Origin of the sequence: Nocardia barduliensis (assembly GCF_013315795.1) — a bacterium.
Classification (GTDB): Bacteria; Actinomycetota; Actinomycetes; order Mycobacteriales; family Mycobacteriaceae; genus Nocardia; species Nocardia barduliensis.
Genome location: NZ_JABLTE010000013.1, coordinates 1 through 16,313 on the forward strand (window position 1 = coordinate 1; position 16,313 = coordinate 16,313).

The following is a 16,313-nucleotide window of genomic DNA, read 5'->3' on the forward strand; positions in this document are numbered from 1 at the left end:
GGGCGGGTGGCGGCTCGGCCGTTGCCTCGGTCGTGTCCTCGTCGCCGTCGTCGCTCGAAACATGCTCGGGCGCAGCCGAATTACGGTTGCGTATGGAGCGGCGGCTCCGGCGCCTGCCGGTTTCCTCCACGTCGGCGTCGGTCGTGGCCGGTTGCTCGTCGTCCTCGGTCGCGGCGGTGCCGGAGCGGATGGTGTGCAGCAGCGCGTGCACCTCGGCGAGCGCGTCGCGGCTGGCGTTCTTGATCGCGGTGAGTGCCGTCTCGGCCTGGTCCGGGCGCTTGTCGAGCAGTTCCAGCGCGACGGAGGACTGCACGTTGATCATTGAGAGGCTGTGTTCCAGCACGTCGTGCAGTTCCCGCGAGATGGCGAGGCGCTCCTCGCTGGCCCGCCGCTCGCGCTGCGCTTGCTCGTCCCGGCGCGTGGCCTCGGCGCGCTGCCCGCGCGCGACGAGCACGGCCCTGCGCTGCCGGATGCCCTCGGCCGCCAGCAGGAGGACGACCAGCCACGCCATCAGCGCGGAGATCTGCCACAGGTGGGCGGGGTGGCCGAGTAGCGCGGGCAGCGGCCAGACCAGCGCGAGATACCCGAGCGGGACGAGCGGGTAAGTCCACCATCGCGATCCGGCGCTCGCGGCGGTGAGGAAGGCGACGACCAGCGCGACGAAGACCGGCCCGTATCCGTAGCCGCGCAGGAGATACGCCGCGCACATGGCCAGCGCCACGATCAGCACGGGCACCGGCTGTACGCGCCGCCAGATCAGCGCCACCGGCCCGGCGAGCAGCAGGAGATATCCGAGGACGTCGAGCGAGTGCACCCCCGTCTGCCGCATATTCGCGAAGGTGCCACCGACCAACTGCACTGCGGCCACGACGAGCGCGACCCCCCAGTCCCAGCCGACCGAACTTCGATCCGTCATCCCTGCCACCCGCACCCACGTAGCCTATGCGGCTCGGTCGCGATTCGACGGCCGCCTGGGAACGTATTTCGCGAGAATCGCGCCGATTCGGGCGGTTTCCGCTGTCGCGGGCCGGCGTCACCGAGCGCCGAGGACCGACTCGGCGATCGATCGGAGGGCCTCGGTGATCTGCTCGGAGGTCAGTCCGCGCTCGCGCTGCTGCCGATAGACCTCGGCCGCCAACGGGGCGAGGAGCGGATCGACCATGGCGTCCGGGGCACGGATTCCGGCGGCTATCAGGAGCGTTCGCACATGCGCGTACCAGAAGCCGTAGGCCCCCGTCGCGTAGCGCGCTCCGCCTGTCTCGGCGCCCAGCACCAGATGCGCGTGCGCGTCCAGCAATTCGACCATCGCGGCGTAGAACGCCGCCAGCCGTTGTGCAGGCGGAGCGCCGGGGCCGAGGGGCGGCGGGCCGGACAGCAGTCTGTCCTGCAGCGCTCGTTCGTGTTCGTCCAGGAGGGCTACCGCGACCGAATGGGTGTCCGGGTATCGCCGGTACAGGGTGCCGCGGCCGACGCCCGCGGCCTTGGCGATGTCGTCCATCGTCACCGTGCGGGGTTCCCGGGTGGCGAACAGTTCCGCGGCGGCCGCGAGCACCTTGGCCCGGTTGCGTGCCGCGTCGGCGCGTTCCGCGGGGGCCGCCGACGGGCCCGGCCCGGTGGCGAGCAGGTCGGATCGGGGTTCCATGCCGTGACTGTAACCGATTCGAATGTAAGTGGACAATATGTCCATATATGCCTATCGTCGATCGGGTACGAATCGGACGCGATGTCCAGTTAGTCGGAGGCTTGATCATGAGTACGTTGTTGCACCTCGACACCAGCGCCCGGCGGCAGTCGATCAGCCGGGAATTGAGCGCCGCTTTCGCCGACGCATGGCGCGCGCGACATCCCGGCGGCGGGTACCGCTACCGTGACCTCGCGGCCGAGCCGGTGCCGTTCATCGGTGCGGCGTGGACCGAACTGTGCGACGCGGTCCTCGCCTTGCCGAGCACGGACCTGGAGCGGCTCGGTGACCTGGTCCGCACCCCGGAGCAGGCCGCGGCGTGGGGCATCGTGGAGCCGCTGCTCGCAGAATTGCTGGCGGCGGACGTAATCCTGATCGGCACGCCGATGTACAACTACTCCGTACCGGCCGCGCTGAAGGCCTGGCTGGACCAGGTGACGTTCCCGCGAATGACGCTGGGACACCGAAGGTTCGTGGTGACGAGCGCCCGCGGCGGCGCTTATTCGCCTGGCGCGCCCAAAGCGGCCTACGACTACCAGGAGCGCTTCCTGCGCGACTTCTTCGCGGGCCATTTCGCCGTGTCCGACACCGTCTTCGTGCACGCGGAACTAGCCAATTCCCGCCAGGACCCCGCGCTGGCACACCGGCGTGCCGAGCACGACGCGTCCTATGCCGACGCTCTGGCCACCGCTCGCGCTCTGGCCGGGAAGTATTGAGATGAGCTGGGTCATCCTCGCCGCGGCCGGTCTGGTGGAGATCGCCTGGTCGCAGAGCATCAAGCCGACCGAGAATTTCACCCGCTTCGTCCCGACTCTAATATGTTTCGCGCTCGGGGTCACCGCCGTGTACCTGCTGTCCCGAGCCATGCAGACGTTGCCGGTCGGCATCGCCTACGCGGTGTTCACCGGCATCGGGGCGCTCGGCGCGATCACGCTCGGGATCGTCGTCCACCGGGATCCGCTCAGCGCGGGCCGGATCCTGGCGCTCGCGTTGATCCTCGGCGGCATCGTGCTGGCCAGGATCACGAATCCGGAGTAGTCCCGCCGACCGCGCGGATTCGCCTGGCGCGCGGAAGGTTTACCGCCGAGTCACCGTGCCCGCGGTCCGCGCCGCGCCGTGGACTCGATCGGCGAACCGGTGGGCTCGGGCGAGTCGGCCGGGGTAGGTTCGTGCTGCATCGTCAAACGATCATCGGCGAAAGGACCGTGATGCCCACACGTACCGCGCGTACCGCCTGGACCGGCACCCTGCAGGAGGGTTCGGGACAGGTCGAACTGGCCAGTTCAGGGGTCGGTAAGTACGACGTGTCGTTCCCGAAGCGTTCCGCCGAGGAGGCCGACGGCACCACCAGCCCGGAGGAACTGATCGCGGCCGCGCACTCCTCCTGCTACGCGATGGCGCTCTCGGCGCAGATCGGCAACGCGGGTGGCACCCCCGAGAGCCTCGATGTCACCGCCGACGTGACCCTCGGCCCCGATCCGGCGGGCGGTTTCCGGATCAACGGGATCAAGCTGACCGTCCGCGGCCGTGTCTCCGGTATCGACGCCGACGCGTTCCAGGCCGCCGCCGAGGCTGCCAAGGCGGGCTGCCCGGTCAGCAAGGCGCTCGCGGGAGTCGACCACATCACTCTCGACGCGGCGCTCGCCTGATTCGGATCACCGCCTCGTGCCCCGCACCGGGAAGTGCGGGGCACAAAAGCGCGGGTGCCCGCGCGTCAGCGCTTGCCGAAGTAACGCCTGGCGGGGCGAGTGTAGAGGGCGGGGACGGCGATCAGCACGGCGATGACATGGACCGTGCGGAACGCGGCGAGCAGCAGCGACGCCGCGGACGCGTCCCGGAAGAGGTCGCGCATGTCGTCGGCGGACATGGCAGCGGCGAGTGGTTCGACGATCAGTGACAACAGACCGAATACGCCGATGCCGACGGTGATCAGCAGCCGGGCCCAGCGGTCGCCGTAGGTCATCCGTACCGCGACTGCCAGCACCAGAAGGTAGATCGCCGTGCGCGTGCCCGCCCCGGTCGCGAGGTCGGCCGGATCGGTGTGAGGAAAAGCGCGGGCGGCCCGTACGATCGCCTCGGCCATCCCCGCGAGCAGAGCGACAACCAGAGCGACGAACGCGACCCGTACTGCCCGCGGTGGTCCAGCGGGGTGGACACGCAGCGGTGCGGGCCAGACGGAGAAGGCAGTGCCGATCATGGGACCGACACTGCCTCAGCTCTCCTGGACGCGAATCACCCCGCCGTAGCGGCCGCTGCCCCTACCGGGGTATCGGTGCGCGTCGCGAATTCGGTGAGCGCCGCGAAGCCCAGGGCCAGGCAGGCCCACAAGGTCGCGGTCTCGGCCAGTGACGCCACCCGGAACTCCCACAGCAAGGTGGCCGGGAAGTTCGCGCTGACCTCGTTCACGCCGGGCAGCAGGAGATAACCGAGCGTGGTCACCAGCACGAATGCCGCGACGCCACCGATCAGCCGGAACGTGGGAAGCTGGGCGCGCAGCGCGGTGAACGCCGCCACCGCCGCGCCGACCGCCACGATGCCGAGCACGACGGCCGCCAGCCACAGCAGGGTGCGCTCGTTGATGGTGTCCGGATCACTCACCGCGGGCGGGTTCGCCGGGTACTTGAAGAACGGCACCGCGACGATCGCGGCCCACCCTGCCGCGCCGAGCGTCAGTGCGAGCCGTGGACCGGACAGCGCGGTGTAGCGCCGTGCGAAATGCGCGACCGAGGCGTAGATGGCGCCGAGCGCGAGCCCGGCCAGTCCGAGCGCCAGGAACTGCCCGAACTTCTGGCCGCCGCGGCTCACCAGCGGTTCTTCCTCGTCACCGTGGGTATGCCCGCCCGGCGATTCGGCGTGCTCGCCGTGCGTGTGCTCGGCGGCGGAGCCCGCTTCCTCGATGGCGATGGCGGCGTCCACCTTGGGTTCGCCGACGAAGTAACCGACTGTGGCGGCCAGCAGGCCGGCGACGAGGCCGGCCAGCAGGCCGCGCAGCAGCAGTGTGCGGAGCGAACCGGTCAGTGGCACGGAAGCCCCAGCAGGTGGCGTCCGTCGTGCATCAGCTCGTGCAGGTACATCCCGCTGCGCGAGATGACTCCCTGGTCGAAGCCGACCAGGTACAGCGTGAGCAGTGCGAGAAGAACGACACCTACCGTGACGAGCACGGTGGCCAGGGAATCGGTCGCCCGGCTGGGTGAATGCGCGATGGCCATTCGAGTCCTCCTTGGGATGCGCGTCCCATCGGGTGGTGGCGCGACGGTGCCGGTGTCTGGCTTTCCGGCACCGGACTCGATGCGTGGAACACAGTGGCGCGACCGCTCCGGATTCGCACCGGAATTACCGCGTCACCCTCGCGTTTGTCCTTCGAACTGTGACACCCGCATGCCCCCGGCGTCAACCAGGTCCGGCACGGGCGTACCACGGCGTCGGGCGAGTCGCCGGGCAGGCGGACCTACCCGGCGGCCGGAGTCCGACTCAGTTCGCGGGCTTCGCGTCGACGTCGAGCACGACCTCGAATTCGAGCAGGGACGCACCCGTCGAGACCGGCTTCTGGCGCTCGCCCGCATGCGCCTCGCGCGCGGGCCCGTCCCGCCACGCCGCGAAGGACTCTTCCGAATCCCACTGCGTGACAACGAAGTACCGCTTCTCCCCGGCGACCGGACGGAGCAGCTGGAAGCCGAGGAAGCCGGGGGAGCCCTCGACCGCGTGCGCGCGGTGGGCGAACCGCTTCTCCAGCTCGGGGCCCGCGCCCTCGGGAACCTCGATCGCGTTGATCTTCACAACAGCCATGCGTCCAAGCTAGCGGCTGATGCCGAGCAGGTGCTCGGTGCCTCGTATTGTCGGAGCGATGTTGCACGACGAAGGCGGAGCGGGCGCGCCGATCCTGCTGCTGCACGGACTGATGGGCAGCGCGCGCACCTGGCGCGATCAGCTGGACTGGCTGCGCGAGCACGGCCACGTCTACACCTTCGACGCCGCCGGTCACGGCAGGCCCGCGCCCGCGGAACTGACGACTGAGGCCTTCGTCGCGGACCTCGCCGCCTGCACCGCCGCGATCGGCGAGCCGATGGTGGTGATCGGGCATTCCATGGGCGGCCTGCACGGCTGGGTCTTCGCCGCGACCCACCCCGATCGGGTCCGGGCGCTGGTGATCGAGGACATCGCGCCGGACTTCACCGGCCGCACCGCCGCGCACTGGGCGGCGATGATCGAGGCATGGCCGCAGCCGTTTCCGGACGAGGACGCCGTCCTTTCCTTCTTCGGGCCGGTGGCGGGGCGGTACTTCCTGAACTCCTTCGAGCGCGGGCCGGAGGGATACCGGCTGCACGGCTCCGTCACCACCTTCCGCGATATCTCCGAGGAGTGGGGGACGCGCGACTTCTGGCGGCACTGGGACGCGGTGCGCGTCCCAGCGCTGCTGTTGGAGGGCGAGCACAGCATCACCCCGCCGGGGCAGATGCGGCAGATGGCCGCCGCGCATCGGGGGGCCGACTACGTCCTGGTCCCCGGTGCGGGTCACCTCGTGCACGACGACCAGCCCGAGCGCTACCGAGCGGAGGTCGAGCGCTTCTTGCGCAGGGTGCTGGCCGACTAGGGGGAAGGGCTTCGGCCGGTCCGATCACCGGTCACCGCGACAATTTGCCGCACGCCTGCGCGGACGGGTCGCGGCTCAGCTGGGCGCCTCGGGGTGCCCGCCCTCGCCCGCCAAGGCGAACAAGCCGTCGGGCGTCTGTTCGATCAGGCCGTCCACCAGCAGCGAATCCAGGGCGCGGTCGCGCTGGCCCGGGTCGCGGGTCCAGGCCAGGTCCAGGCGCATCCGCTCCACCGGCCCGCTGGCATGCCGCAGGACGTCCAGCAGGCGGCCCCGCGCTTGACGGTCGGTGCCCTCGTACTTCTGGGTGCGGCGGACCACGTCGCTCACCGGCCGGCCCGCGGTGACCCACGCGCAGCTCGGCAGCGGGCAGCGCGAGCAATCGGGGGTCCGGGCGGTGCACACCGTCGCGCCGAGTTCCATCAGGGCGGCGGAGAACACCGCGGCGCGGTCGACCTGGAGCGGGAGCAGCGCCTCGGTTTCGGAGAGATCCCGCGGCGAAGGGTTGCCCGCTTCCGCCCGCCCGTGCACCGCTCTGGCAACCACTCGGCGAACATTGGTGTCCACCACCGGGACGCGTTGCCCATAGGCGAAACAGGCCACGGCGCGCGCGGTGTAGGCCCCGATGCCGGGCAGGCCGAGCAGCACGTCCACGTCGGCGGGCACCTCGTCGCCGTGCTCGGCCGCCAGCACCCTGGCGCACTCGTGCAGTCGCAGCGCCCGGCGCGGATAGCCGAGCTTGCCCCAGGCACGCAGCACCTCGGCCTGCGATGAGGCGGCCATCGCCGAAGGAACCGGCCAGCGCGCCACCCACTCCCGCCAGATCGGCTCGACCCGCACGACCGGGGTCTGCTGCAACATGATCTCGCTCATCAGGATCTGCCACGCGGTGACGCCGGGCCTGCGCCACGGCAGATCGCGCGCCGTCTGCCCGTACCAATCCAGCAACGTGTCCGCGTCGATGTCCCTCGGTGCGCCGTTCCGCACTGCCCTCACTGTCCCCGTCCTACTGCCGCCAGGCGGTATTTGCCCACACGTAACCAACCGAACTCGCTGGTAGCGCTGTCATCCTGCACAATGGTCGGTATGCCGGATTCCAACCCGATCAGTGCCTGGAAGTCCCTGCGAGAAGGCAACGAGCGCTTCGTCAGCGGCGCGCTGCTGCATCCTAGCCAGGGTGCCGCGGACCGGGCCAAGCTCGTCAGCGGCCAGCACCCGCAAGCGATCCTGTTCGGTTGCGGCGACTCCAGGGTCGCCGCCGAGTTGATCTTCGACCAGGGCCTCGGCGACATGTTCGTGGTGCGCACCGCGGGCCATGTGGTGGACAGCTCGGTGCTCGGCTCGATCGAGTACGGGGTGCAGGTGCTCAACGTGCCGCTCATCGTAGTGCTCGGGCACGACAGCTGCGGAGCCGTGAAGGCCACCATCGACGCCTTGGACGGCGGCGAGGTGCCGGGCGGGTTCATCCGCAGCGTGGTCGAGCGGGTCACGCCGTCCATTCTGATCGGACGGCGCGAAGGCCTGTCCACCGTCGACGAGATGGAGGCCAGGCACGTGGTGGAGACCAGCCGCCTGCTCATGCAGCGGTCGATGATCATCTCGCAGCAGGTCGCGACCGGTGCGCTCGCGATCGCCTGCGTGACCTACAAACTGGCCGAGGGCAAAGTGCAGCTGCACCGGGTCGTCGGCAATATCGGCGAGGTGGTCTGAGCCGGGGCGCGTCCCCGGTTCGCCCAGCGTGCCGGCGGAATGTACTCGTCGCCGATGGGGGCGGGCGGCCGACACGCCGTGCCCCTGAGACGATGTGCCCGAGCGTGCCCTTACCGTTGAGTCGTGCTGGAACCGAATGGACCGCTGCCACCGGAGATCTATTGGCGTCGCCGCGCGTTCGCCATCGGAGTCCTGGTGGTCGCGCTGGCGCTGGTGATCTGGGTCGTGCTCGCGGTCGCGCGCGGCGGCGACTCGCCCGGTGACGCCAAGGCCGCCGGGTCCAGCTCGGTCGCGGCCAAGCCCGTCGACGCGGCGGCCAAGCCGCCGGGCGAGTCCGGCCCGCCGAAGACTTCGGCGGCGGCCACCAGCGGCGCGGCGGCGGGCCCCTGCCCGGACCAGTCGCTGGCGATCAAGGTGACCGTGGAGCAGCCCACCTACAAGACCGGCGAGCAGCCGGTGTTCGGGATCGTCATCACCAACATCTCGGCGGTGGCGTGCACCCGCGACATGGGCTCCGGCCTGCAACAGGTTTCGGTGCACACGCTCGACGGCCAACGACGGCTGTGGTCGAGCACCGACTGCTACCCGGACGGCCAGCCCGACGTCCGCACCATGAGTCGCGGTGAGCAGGCGGCATTCACGGTGACCTGGTCGGGCACCACATCCCAGCCCAATTGCGCGGGCGAACGCGTCCAGGTGCCGCCGGGGCCGTACAGCGTCATCGCGCAACTCGGTTCGGTACGCAGCATGGCCGAGCCGTTCAATATCGCTTGAGGTGTGTTTGATTGGCCGCGACTTCGTCGGGAACGGCGGATGCTTGGTCTCGCTTCGGTCGAAAGTCGTGGTTGCGGTGGGCTGGGCGCGCTGAGCGGTTCGGGCCGTGACCGGCGGATGGTCGGTCTGGTTCCCACATCGGTGGTTCGGCCGGTGCGCCTGCGTGGTGGGTGCCGGCGATTTGCCGGTGTGGGTGGCGGTGGCGCGGTAGGGGGGCCGGCCTATTCAGCTGGCTGCCTCTTCGGGGGCGGCGCGTAGTTTGCGCAGGCCCGCGATGCGGATGGCGGAGCGGAGGTCGGTGACCTCGTGGATCTTCATGGTGTTGCGCACCGGGGAGAGGCCGGGCGGTATCAGGGCGGTGGTGAAGCCGAGGCGTTCGGCCTCGGCCAGTCGGCGGTTGAGGCCGGTCACCTTGCGGACCTCGCCGGCCAGGCCGACCTCGCCGAGGATCACCCAGCCCGGCGGGATCGGGACGTCGGATTCGGCGCTGGCGATGGCCAGCGCGATGGCCAGGTCGGCGGACGGCTCGACCAGGCGCATGCCGCCGACCGTCGCGGCGTAGACGTCGCTCTTGCCGAGGAACACCCGCCCGCGGCTCTGCAGGACGGCCAGCACCATGGCGACCCGGTTGTAGTCCAGTCCGCTCACCGCGCGGCGCGGCTGCGGGATCTCGGTCTTCACGGTCAGGCCCTGCACCTCGCCGACCAGCGGTCGCTTGCCGTCCATGGCGACGGTCACCGCCGTGCCGGGCACCGAATCGGTGCGGTGATGCAGGAACAGGCCCGACGGGTCGTCGACACAGGCGATGCCGTCCTCGTGCAACTCGAAACAGCCCACCTCGTCGGCGCTGCCGAAACGGTTCTTGATGCCGCGCACCATGCGCAGCGTCGAGTTCTTGTCGCCTTCGAACTGCAGCACCACGTCGACCAGATGCTCGAGCGTGCGCGGGCCCGCGACGTTGCCGTCCTTGGTGACGTGCCCGACCAGCAGCACCGCGATCCCGCTCGACTTGGCCAGCGACGTCAGCGCGGCGGTCACTTCGCGTACCTGGGTGACGCCGCCGATCACGCCGTCCACCTCCGGTGCGAGCATGGTCTGCACCGAGTCGACCACCAGGAGCGACGGCCGTACCTGCTCGACATGCCCGAGCACGATCGACAGATCCGATTCCGCCGCCAGGTAGACCCGGTCGTGCACCGCGCCCGTGCGATCGGCCCGCAGCCGGACCTGCCCCGCCGACTCCTCCGCGGTGACGTACAGCGCCTTCTCCTCGCGCTGGGCCGCCCATCGATGCGCCACCTCGAGCAGCAGCGTCGACTTGCCCACCCCCGGCTCGCCGGACAGCAGGACCACCGAGCCGGGCACCACCCCGCCGCCGAGCACCCGGTCCAGCTCACTGACGCCCGTCGGCCGGGCCTTGGTGATCTTGGAGTCGATCTGCGAGATCGGCGCGGCCGCGGTGCTGGGCAACATCGCCTTGCGCCCCGGCGAACCGACCGCACCCGCTCCGACGACTACCTCGTCGACCGTCCCCCAAGCCCCGCACTCAGGGCACTTGCCCACCCATTTGGCGACTTCGTGCGAACAGGCGGAGCAGCGGAAGGTCGGCTTGGTCTTTGCCACAGGGGCACCATACGGTGTTTGATCGGCCGCGACTGCGTCGCGGCGTGTTCGCGGCCCTCTTGTGGCTCGCGTTTGCGCGGCCGCCGCTTGCTCCTTCGTCGCTTGCGCGGCGGCCGCGCAAACTCGAGCCGGGCCGCGAACGGGCAATGCTCGGTCTCGCTTCGCTCGAATGACGTGGTTGCGGTGCGCTGGGCGCGTTGGGGCTGGCCCCGGCCACATGATGTGTGCCTCTCAGCCGGAGGCTTGCCAGGTCGAGCGATCCATGTTCTCCCGGCCCGCGCGGGGTCCGAGTCTTACGGGTGGCGTTCCCGGCCCGGGAGGGGCCGGGAGACGCCGTGGGTGCGGCTGAGCGAACTCAGTGGCCGCCGCTGCCGTGGGCGCCGCTGCCGTGCTCGGTCTTGGCGGGGCCGGACTTGTCGGACTCGTGCCGTTCGGTGTGCAGGCCCGCGTCGACCGGGACCTGGATCTGGACGGTGCCGTTCTGCTTGAAGTTGAACGAGATGTTGTAGGTCAGACCAGGGGTGATGTCCTTGGTCAGGCCGGTGATCTCGATCTGGATCGGCTGAGCCTCGGGGTCGGCGGCGGGCTGGGAGCCGTGGTCGTCCCCGCCGTGCGAATCGGCCGTGGTGGTCGGCGCGGTCGTTCGCGCCGTGGTGGTCGGCGCGCCCGCGGTGGTGGTCGGCGCCGCGCTGGTGGTGGTCGGCGCGGCCTCGCGCTTGACCGGCGTGCTCGCCGCGACCACGGTCTGCTGCGGAGCCAGCTCGACGACGGACTTCCCACCAGGTCCGGTGAGCTTGACGGTGCCGAGGTCGGTGGTGATGCTGGTCAGCTCGTCGGGGACGGACGGGCTGTTGTTGATGATGGACAGCGCGATGAGCGCCTTGCCGCCCTTCGCGTTGTTGTACCCGCCGCCCTCGTTGGGGTACACGATGTGCACGTTGCGCAGCGCGATGCGGCCGACGTCGGCGTAATTGCCGTTCACGGCGGCGACCTGGTCCGCGGTCTGCGAGATCTGGCCCGCGCCGCAGCCGGACAGTGCGATCGCCGCTCCGGCAGCGAGTGCGGCAACCGTCACCATGCGACGTCGCGCCCCCTTCGGGGCGGTCACAGCTTTCAGGGCAGTCACGGGTTGTCCCTCCATGTCGACCGGGCTCTGCTCCGCGCGGGAGCGTAGTAACTAGGCAGCGTAGTAGTTCCTCCGGCAGCGCGGGCGCGGGGGCCGTGTCAACCCGGTTGCCCGGGTGTCGACGGCTCGCGCGCTCCGGAGGGCCGCGGTGGGGCGGAAGACTGGGACGTCCGTGCCGACACCCCCGTGTCGATAACAGTTCGGTCGAGCTTCGAAGGTTGCCGGGAACATGCCGGGCCGTGGGACGGGAACGACGCCGACCGAGCCGGGAGATAACTCGTTCTGGCACAACGTAATGCACACCGCCTGGCATCTGTCAAGCCCCAGGGTTGCCTCGTTGTGGCCCTGACCTGCACAGTTGATCGCGCCGTTATCGAGTCGCATGTTAAACTGTGAACATCGAAAGGGGCACGGGACACATGATTTTTAAGGTCGGAGACACCGTCGTTTACCCCCACCACGGAGCGGCGCTGATCGAAGCAATCGAGACTCGCACCATCAAGGGTGAGCAAAAAGAGTATCTGGTCCTGAAGGTCGCCCAGGGCGATCTCACTGTTCGGGTTCCCGCGGAGAACGCCGAATACGTCGGCGTGCGTGACGTCGTGGGTCAGGAGGGTCTCGATCGGGTCTTCCAGGTGCTTCGGGCGCCGCATACGGAGGAGCCGACCAACTGGTCCCGCCGCTACAAGGCCAACCTCGAGAAGCTCGCTTCCGGCGATGTGAACAAGGTGGCCGAGGTCGTCCGCGATCTGTGGCGCCGGGAACAGGACCGCGGCCTGTCCGCGGGTGAGAAGCGCATGCTCGCCAAGGCTCGGCAGATCCTTGTCGGTGAGCTCGCGCTGGCCGAAGGCACCGATGACGGCAAGGCTGAGACCCTGCTCGATGAGGTCCTCGCAGCGGCTTCCTGACCGTGTACATACCTGACAACGGTGTCCGTTCCACCGACGGGCCCGTCGTTGCTCTGGTGCCTGCCGCCGGCCGTGGCGTGCGTCTGGGTGAATCGACACCCAAGGCGTTCGTCGCGGTCGGCGGCACGCCCATGGTCCGGCTCGCCGTCGAAGGCTTGATCGCCTCGGGCGCGGTCGACCGGATCATCGTGATGGTTCCCACCGAATTCGTCGACAGCGCCGTTGCCCTGCTGCCGCCCACGGGTTCGGTCCAGGTGGTCGTCGGCGGCGCCGAACGCATCGACTCGGTGCGCGCGGGTATCGCCGCGGCGCCCGACGCCGCCTACTTCCTGGTGCACGACGCCGCCCGCGCCCTCACGCCGCCCGAGCTCATCGCCCGGGTCGCGGCGGAACTGCGCGCGGGCCGTCCCGCCGTGGTCCCCGGTCTTCCGGTGGCCGACACGATCAAATCCGTCGACGCGGCGGGCGCGGTGACCGGTACCCCGGACCGCGCGCAGTTGCGCGCCATCCAGACCCCGCAGGGTTTCGCGGCCGAGCTGCTGCGCTCCGCCTACGCGACCGAGGGCGTCCAGGCGACCGATGACGCGGGCTTGGTCGAGCGGCTCGGCGTCGGAGTCCACACCATTCCCGGCGATCCGTTGGCTTTCAAGATCACCACTCCGCTCGACCTCCGGCTCGCGGCCGCGGTGCTCGACGGCGCGGGCATCGGACCGGCGGTGGCGCGGTGACCATGCGCGTCGGCATCGGCAGTGACGTCCATCCGATCGAAGCGGGCCGGCCCTGCTGGATGGCCGGTCTCTTGTTCGACGGCGACGACGGCTGCGCCGGCCACTCCGACGGCGACGTCGCCGCGCACGCGCTGTGCGACGCGCTGCTGTCCGCGGCCGGCCTCGGCGATGTCGGCGCGGTGTTCGGCACCGGACGCCCGGAGTGGGTGGGTGTCTCCGGCGCCGCCATGCTGAAGGAAGTGCGCAGGCTGCTCGGCGAAGCGGGCTTCGAGGTGGTCAACGCCGCGGTGCAGGTGATCGGCAATCGTCCGAAGATCGGGCCCCGGCGCGCCGAGGCGCAACAGGTGCTCGGCGAGCTGCTCGACGCCCCGGTCTCGGTGTCCGGCACCACCACCGACGGCCTCGGCCTGACCGGTCGCGGCGAGGGCGTCGCCGCCGTGGCGACGGCCCTGCTGCAATCCTGTCGTTGATCCTGCTCCGGCGGACCCGAGCCGGTCCGTGAACGACCTTATACACCAGCTAGGATCGACTGCCGTGACCCTGCGCCTCTTTGACACCGACACGCGGACCATGCGCGACTTCGCGCCCTTGGTCCCCGGCCGTGCTTCGGTGTACCTCTGTGGCGCCACCGTGCAGGGCGAGCCGCACATCGGCCATGTGCGCAGCGGAGTCGCGTTCGACGTGCTGCGCCGCTGGTTGCTGGCGCACGACGTCGACGTCTGGTTCATCCGCAACGTCACCGATATCGAGGACAAGATCCTGATCAAGGCCGCTGAGGCGGGCAGGCCGTGGTGGGAGTGGGCCGCCACGCACGAGCGCGCCTTCGACCGCGCCTACGAACAGCTCGGCGTGCTGCCGCCGTCCGCCGAGCCCCGCGCCACCGGCCACATCACCCAGATGGTCGAGATGATGCAGCGGCTGATCGACCGCGGTCACGCCTACGCCTCGGCGGGCAACGTCTACTTCGACGTGGTCAGCTTCCCTGATTACGGAAAACTGTCCGGGCACCGGCTCGATGACGTGCACCAAGGCGAGAGCGCGGGCGAGGGCAAACGCGACCCGCGCGACTTCACGTTGTGGAAGGCGGCGAAGCCGGGCGAGCCGACCTGGCCCTCGCCGTGGGGGCCCGGCCGCCCTGGTTGGCACCTGGAGTGCTCCGCGATGGCCGGGTTCTACCTCGGCCCGGAATTCGACATCCATTGCGGCGGTATGGATCTGGTGTTCCCGCACCACGAGAACGAGATCGCCCAGTCGAAGGCAGCCGGTGACGGCTTCGCCAGGTACTGGCTGCACAACGGCTGGGTGACCATGGGCGGGGAGAAGATGTCCAAGTCGCTGGGCAACGTGCTGTCGGTGCCGAATGTGCTGAAACAGGTGCGTGCCGTCGAACTGCGGTTCTACCTGGGCAGCGCGCACTACCGCTCGATGCTGGAGTACTCCGACAAGGCGCTGCACGACGCGGCGCAGTCCTACCAGCGCATCGAGGCATTCGTGAATCGGGTGCTGGACCGGGCCGGTGAGATTCCGGTGGGCAAGTGGACCGACGCGTTCGCCGCCGCCCTCGACGACGATCTCGCGGTGCCGAAGGCGCTGGCGGAGATCCACCGCGCGGTGCACGAGGGCAACAAGGCGCTGGAGGTCGGCGCGGTCGACTCGGCGCGCGATCTGGCGAGCCAGGTGCGTGCCATGCTCGCCGTCCTCGGCGTCGACCCGCTCGACCCGCACTGGTACACCCCGAGTGATTCCTCCGCCGCGCTCGGCGCGCTGGACGTGCTGGTGCGTGCGGAACTCGACCGCCGCCAAGAAGCGCGGGCGACGAAGGACTGGGCGACCGCCGACGGGGTGCGCGACCGCCTGCAGTCCGCGGGCATCGAGGTCACCGACACCGCCAACGGCCCCGAATGGGCGCTCGGCGCACCGCAATCCGGAAAGGCCGAGTAATGGCAGGAAATTCGCAGCGCCGAGGTGCGGTCCGCAAGACCGGTAGCAAGAAGGGGGCCGTGGTCGGCTCCGGTGGCAAGCGCAGGCGCGGGCTGGAAGGCCGTGGCGCGACTCCGCCCGCCGAGATGCGGACCAAGCATCCGGCGGCCAAACGCGCGGCCGCGAAAGCCAAGGCCACACCGAGTCGTTCGACCGGTCGCGGCGCGGCGGGCCGGCCCGCGGGACGCAAGACCGACGACGGTCCGGAGTTGGTGCTCGGGCGCAATCCGGTGGTCGAGTGCCTGCGCGCGGGCGTGCCCGCGACGGCGCTGTACGTCGCGGTGGGTACCGAGAACGACGACCGGCTGACCGAGAGCGTGCGGATCGCCGCCGACGCGGGCATCTCCATCCTGGAAGTTCCGCGCACCGACCTGGATCGGATGAGTGCCAACGGATTGCACCAGGGCGTGGCCCTGCAGGTGCCGCCGTATCGCTATGTCCACCCGGACGACCTGCTCGACCGGGCTCGCGGTTCCGCGCAGCCCGCACTGCTGGTCGCCTTGGACAACATCTCCGACCCGCGCAACCTCGGCGCGGTGGTCCGCTCCGTCGCGGCCTTCGGCGGCCACGGTGTGCTGATCCCGCAGCGGCGCAGCGCGAGCGTCACCGCGGTGGCCTGGCGCACCAGCGCGGGCGCCGCCGCTCGGCTCCCGGTCGCCCGTGCGACGAATCTCACTCGAACGCTGAAGGATTGGGCGGCCCAGGGGGTGCAGATCGTCGGTCTGGACGCCGGTGGCGACACCTCCCTGGACGACTTCGACGGCCGTGAGCCGACCGTGATCGTGGTCGGCTCGGAGGGCAAGGGGCTGTCGCGCCTGGTCCGGGAGTCCTGTGACGCGATCCTGTCGATCCCGATGGCGGGCCCGGTGGAATCGTTGAACGCGTCGGTCGCCGCCGGTGTGGTGCTGTCCGAAGTCGCCCGGCAACGTCGCGCCTGAGAACGTCGACGCACCGCTCGGGCCGATCAGGCAGTTCTGGCCCGGTGCGGTCGCTCGGTCGACCCGGGACGTTCCCGCGTCCATGAACTGAGCGCTGGTTACGCGGAACCCACTGGTACTGCCGCCCCGGCTCGCGGAAAAACAAGCGTGTCAACTCATTTCGCAAGAGGATGGGTACCTCGCCGGTACGCCCAGAACTGCGGTATCACCAAACGTAAGTTCTGAGCGTAAATCTCGCGTTCCCGACTCGTCCGGCC

General features: G+C 70.0%; 20 protein-coding genes. 11 read left to right on the plus strand and 9 right to left on the minus strand.

Annotated elements, in window-relative coordinates:
• Nucleotides 1–916, minus strand: a 916-nt coding sequence (locus HOV91_RS08265; protein WP_246349927.1) for a histidine kinase, incomplete at its 3' end; no start/stop codon positions are given.
• 117 nt (nt 917–1,033) lie between these two features.
• Nucleotides 1,034–1,642 carry a TetR/AcrR family transcriptional regulator gene (locus tag HOV91_RS08270; protein WP_174184843.1) on the minus strand — a complete coding sequence of 203 codons (609 nt, stop codon included), beginning with the start codon at nt 1,640–1,642 and terminating at the stop codon, nt 1,034–1,036.
• Between the two features lie 107 nt (nt 1,643–1,749).
• Here HOV91_RS08270 and HOV91_RS08275 point away from each other — a divergent pair, with 107 nt between their 5' ends.
• The 3 genes from HOV91_RS08275 (at nt 1,750) to HOV91_RS08285 (ending at nt 3,330) form a co-directional block, all read left to right on the plus strand.
• Nucleotides 1,750–2,397 carry an FMN-dependent NADH-azoreductase gene (locus HOV91_RS08275; protein ID WP_174184844.1) on the plus strand — a complete coding sequence of 216 codons (648 nt, stop codon included), beginning with the start codon at nt 1,750–1,752 and terminating at the stop codon, nt 2,395–2,397.
• Nucleotide 2,398: 1 nt separating this feature from the next.
• Nucleotides 2,399–2,719, plus strand: coding sequence for a DMT family transporter (locus tag HOV91_RS08280; protein ID WP_174184845.1), 321 nt, complete (start codon nt 2,399–2,401; stop codon nt 2,717–2,719).
• 170 nt (nt 2,720–2,889) lie between these two features.
• Nucleotides 2,890–3,330 (plus strand): OsmC family peroxiredoxin, encoded by a 441-nt coding sequence (locus HOV91_RS08285; protein ID WP_174184846.1) that lies wholly within the window; start codon nt 2,890–2,892, stop codon nt 3,328–3,330.
• 65 nt (nt 3,331–3,395) lie between these two features.
• Here HOV91_RS08285 and HOV91_RS08290 read toward each other — a convergent pair whose 3' ends face one another.
• The 4 genes from HOV91_RS08290 to mhuD all read right to left on the minus strand — a co-directional run bounded on the left by HOV91_RS08290 (nt 3,396) and on the right by mhuD (nt 5,467).
• Nucleotides 3,396–3,878 carry a hypothetical protein gene (locus HOV91_RS08290; RefSeq protein WP_174184847.1) on the minus strand — a complete coding sequence of 161 codons (483 nt, stop codon included), beginning with the start codon at nt 3,876–3,878 and terminating at the stop codon, nt 3,396–3,398.
• Between the two features lie 35 nt (nt 3,879–3,913).
• Nucleotides 3,914–4,705 carry a CbtA family protein gene (locus tag HOV91_RS08295; protein ID WP_174184848.1) on the minus strand — a complete coding sequence of 264 codons (792 nt, stop codon included), beginning with the start codon at nt 4,703–4,705 and terminating at the stop codon, nt 3,914–3,916.
• Nucleotides 4,696–4,890: a CbtB domain-containing protein gene (locus HOV91_RS08300; protein WP_039794710.1), complete on the minus strand. Its 195-nt coding sequence runs from the start codon at nt 4,888–4,890 to the stop codon at nt 4,696–4,698. Before HOV91_RS08300 ends, HOV91_RS08295 begins: the two co-directional genes overlap by 10 nt.
• 262 nt (nt 4,891–5,152) lie before the next feature.
• A complete protein-coding gene (mhuD, locus tag HOV91_RS08305; RefSeq protein WP_043686001.1) occupies nt 5,153–5,467 on the minus strand; it encodes a mycobilin-forming heme oxygenase MhuD in 315 nt (104 codons plus the stop codon).
• Between the two features lie 58 nt (nt 5,468–5,525).
• Between mhuD and HOV91_RS08310 the strand changes: the two genes are divergently transcribed.
• Nucleotides 5,526–6,272: an alpha/beta fold hydrolase gene (locus HOV91_RS08310; protein ID WP_174184849.1), complete on the plus strand. Its 747-nt coding sequence runs from the start codon at nt 5,526–5,528 to the stop codon at nt 6,270–6,272.
• A gap of 75 nt (nt 6,273–6,347) precedes the next feature.
• Here HOV91_RS08310 and HOV91_RS08315 read toward each other — a convergent pair whose 3' ends face one another.
• A complete protein-coding gene (locus tag HOV91_RS08315; RefSeq protein ID WP_312884518.1) occupies nt 6,348–7,265 on the minus strand; it encodes an HhH-GPD family protein in 918 nt (305 codons plus the stop codon).
• Between the two features lie 90 nt (nt 7,266–7,355).
• Here HOV91_RS08315 and HOV91_RS08320 point away from each other — a divergent pair, with 90 nt between their 5' ends.
• Together HOV91_RS08320 and HOV91_RS08325 are read left to right on the plus strand one after the other, a co-directional pair.
• Nucleotides 7,356–7,979 carry a carbonic anhydrase gene (locus HOV91_RS08320; RefSeq protein WP_174184850.1) on the plus strand — a complete coding sequence of 208 codons (624 nt, stop codon included), beginning with the start codon at nt 7,356–7,358 and terminating at the stop codon, nt 7,977–7,979.
• Between the two features lie 123 nt (nt 7,980–8,102).
• Entirely contained in the window at nt 8,103–8,753 is a 651-nt protein-coding gene (locus tag HOV91_RS08325) for a hypothetical protein (protein WP_174184851.1), read from the plus strand.
• Between the two features lie 225 nt (nt 8,754–8,978).
• Here HOV91_RS08325 and radA read toward each other — a convergent pair whose 3' ends face one another.
• Nucleotides 8,979–10,376, minus strand: coding sequence for a DNA repair protein RadA (gene radA / locus HOV91_RS08330; RefSeq protein WP_174184852.1), 1,398 nt, complete (start codon nt 10,374–10,376; stop codon nt 8,979–8,981).
• 355 nt (nt 10,377–10,731) lie between these two features.
• Nucleotides 10,732–11,454: a hypothetical protein gene (locus HOV91_RS08335; RefSeq protein ID WP_174184934.1), complete on the minus strand. Its 723-nt coding sequence runs from the start codon at nt 11,452–11,454 to the stop codon at nt 10,732–10,734.
• 467 nt (nt 11,455–11,921) lie between these two features.
• Here HOV91_RS08335 and carD point away from each other — a divergent pair, with 467 nt between their 5' ends.
• From carD to rlmB, 5 genes are all read left to right on the plus strand, one after another.
• Nucleotides 11,922–12,410: an RNA polymerase-binding transcription factor CarD gene (carD, locus tag HOV91_RS08340; RefSeq protein ID WP_011206964.1), complete on the plus strand. Its 489-nt coding sequence runs from the start codon at nt 11,922–11,924 to the stop codon at nt 12,408–12,410.
• Between the two features lie 8 nt (nt 12,411–12,418).
• Nucleotides 12,419–13,138: a 2-C-methyl-D-erythritol 4-phosphate cytidylyltransferase gene (gene ispD, locus HOV91_RS08345; protein ID WP_438822644.1), complete on the plus strand. Its 720-nt coding sequence runs from the start codon at nt 12,419–12,421 to the stop codon at nt 13,136–13,138.
• 2 nt (nt 13,139–13,140) lie between these two features.
• Nucleotides 13,141–13,608, plus strand: a complete 468-nt coding sequence (gene ispF, locus HOV91_RS08350) for a 2-C-methyl-D-erythritol 2,4-cyclodiphosphate synthase (RefSeq protein WP_174184935.1) — start codon at nt 13,141–13,143, stop codon at nt 13,606–13,608.
• A 64-nt stretch (nt 13,609–13,672) separates the two neighbouring features.
• Nucleotides 13,673–15,079, plus strand: a complete 1,407-nt coding sequence (cysS, locus tag HOV91_RS08355; protein WP_174184854.1) for a cysteine--tRNA ligase — start codon at nt 13,673–13,675, stop codon at nt 15,077–15,079.
• Entirely contained in the window at nt 15,079–16,056 is a 978-nt protein-coding gene (gene rlmB, locus HOV91_RS08360) for a 23S rRNA (guanosine(2251)-2'-O)-methyltransferase RlmB (protein ID WP_174184855.1), read from the plus strand. The genes cysS and rlmB overlap by 1 nt, the downstream gene beginning before the upstream one ends.
• The last annotated feature ends 257 nt before the right edge of the window (nt 16,057–16,313 follow it).

Excerpts from the sequence above, each read along its gene's own strand:
- mhuD (WP_043686001.1), bottom strand. The coding sequence starts at position 5,467 with ATGGCTGTTGTGAAGATCAACGCGATCGAGGTTCCCGAGGGCGCGGGC.
- HOV91_RS08285 (WP_174184846.1), top strand. The coding sequence starts at position 2,890 with ATGCCCACACGTACCGCGCGTACCGCCTGGACCGGCACCCTGCAGGAG.
- rlmB (WP_174184855.1), top strand. The coding sequence starts at position 15,079 with ATGGCAGGAAATTCGCAGCGCCGAGGTGCGGTCCGCAAGACCGGTAGC.
- HOV91_RS08290 (WP_174184847.1), bottom strand. The coding sequence starts at position 3,878 with ATGATCGGCACTGCCTTCTCCGTCTGGCCCGCACCGCTGCGTGTCCAC.
- ispF (WP_174184935.1), top strand. The coding sequence starts at position 13,141 with ATGCGCGTCGGCATCGGCAGTGACGTCCATCCGATCGAAGCGGGCCGG.
- carD (WP_011206964.1), top strand. The coding sequence starts at position 11,922 with ATGATTTTTAAGGTCGGAGACACCGTCGTTTACCCCCACCACGGAGCG.
- HOV91_RS08320 (WP_174184850.1), top strand. The coding sequence starts at position 7,356 with ATGCCGGATTCCAACCCGATCAGTGCCTGGAAGTCCCTGCGAGAAGGC.
- HOV91_RS08335 (WP_174184934.1), bottom strand. The coding sequence starts at position 11,454 with ATGGTGACGGTTGCCGCACTCGCTGCCGGAGCGGCGATCGCACTGTCC.
- HOV91_RS08310 (WP_174184849.1), top strand. The coding sequence starts at position 5,526 with ATGTTGCACGACGAAGGCGGAGCGGGCGCGCCGATCCTGCTGCTGCAC.
- HOV91_RS08280 (WP_174184845.1), top strand. The coding sequence starts at position 2,399 with ATGAGCTGGGTCATCCTCGCCGCGGCCGGTCTGGTGGAGATCGCCTGG.
- HOV91_RS08275 (WP_174184844.1), top strand. The coding sequence starts at position 1,750 with ATGAGTACGTTGTTGCACCTCGACACCAGCGCCCGGCGGCAGTCGATC.
- HOV91_RS08300 (WP_039794710.1), bottom strand. The coding sequence starts at position 4,890 with ATGGCCATCGCGCATTCACCCAGCCGGGCGACCGATTCCCTGGCCACC.
- HOV91_RS08270 (WP_174184843.1), bottom strand. The coding sequence starts at position 1,642 with ATGGAACCCCGATCCGACCTGCTCGCCACCGGGCCGGGCCCGTCGGCG.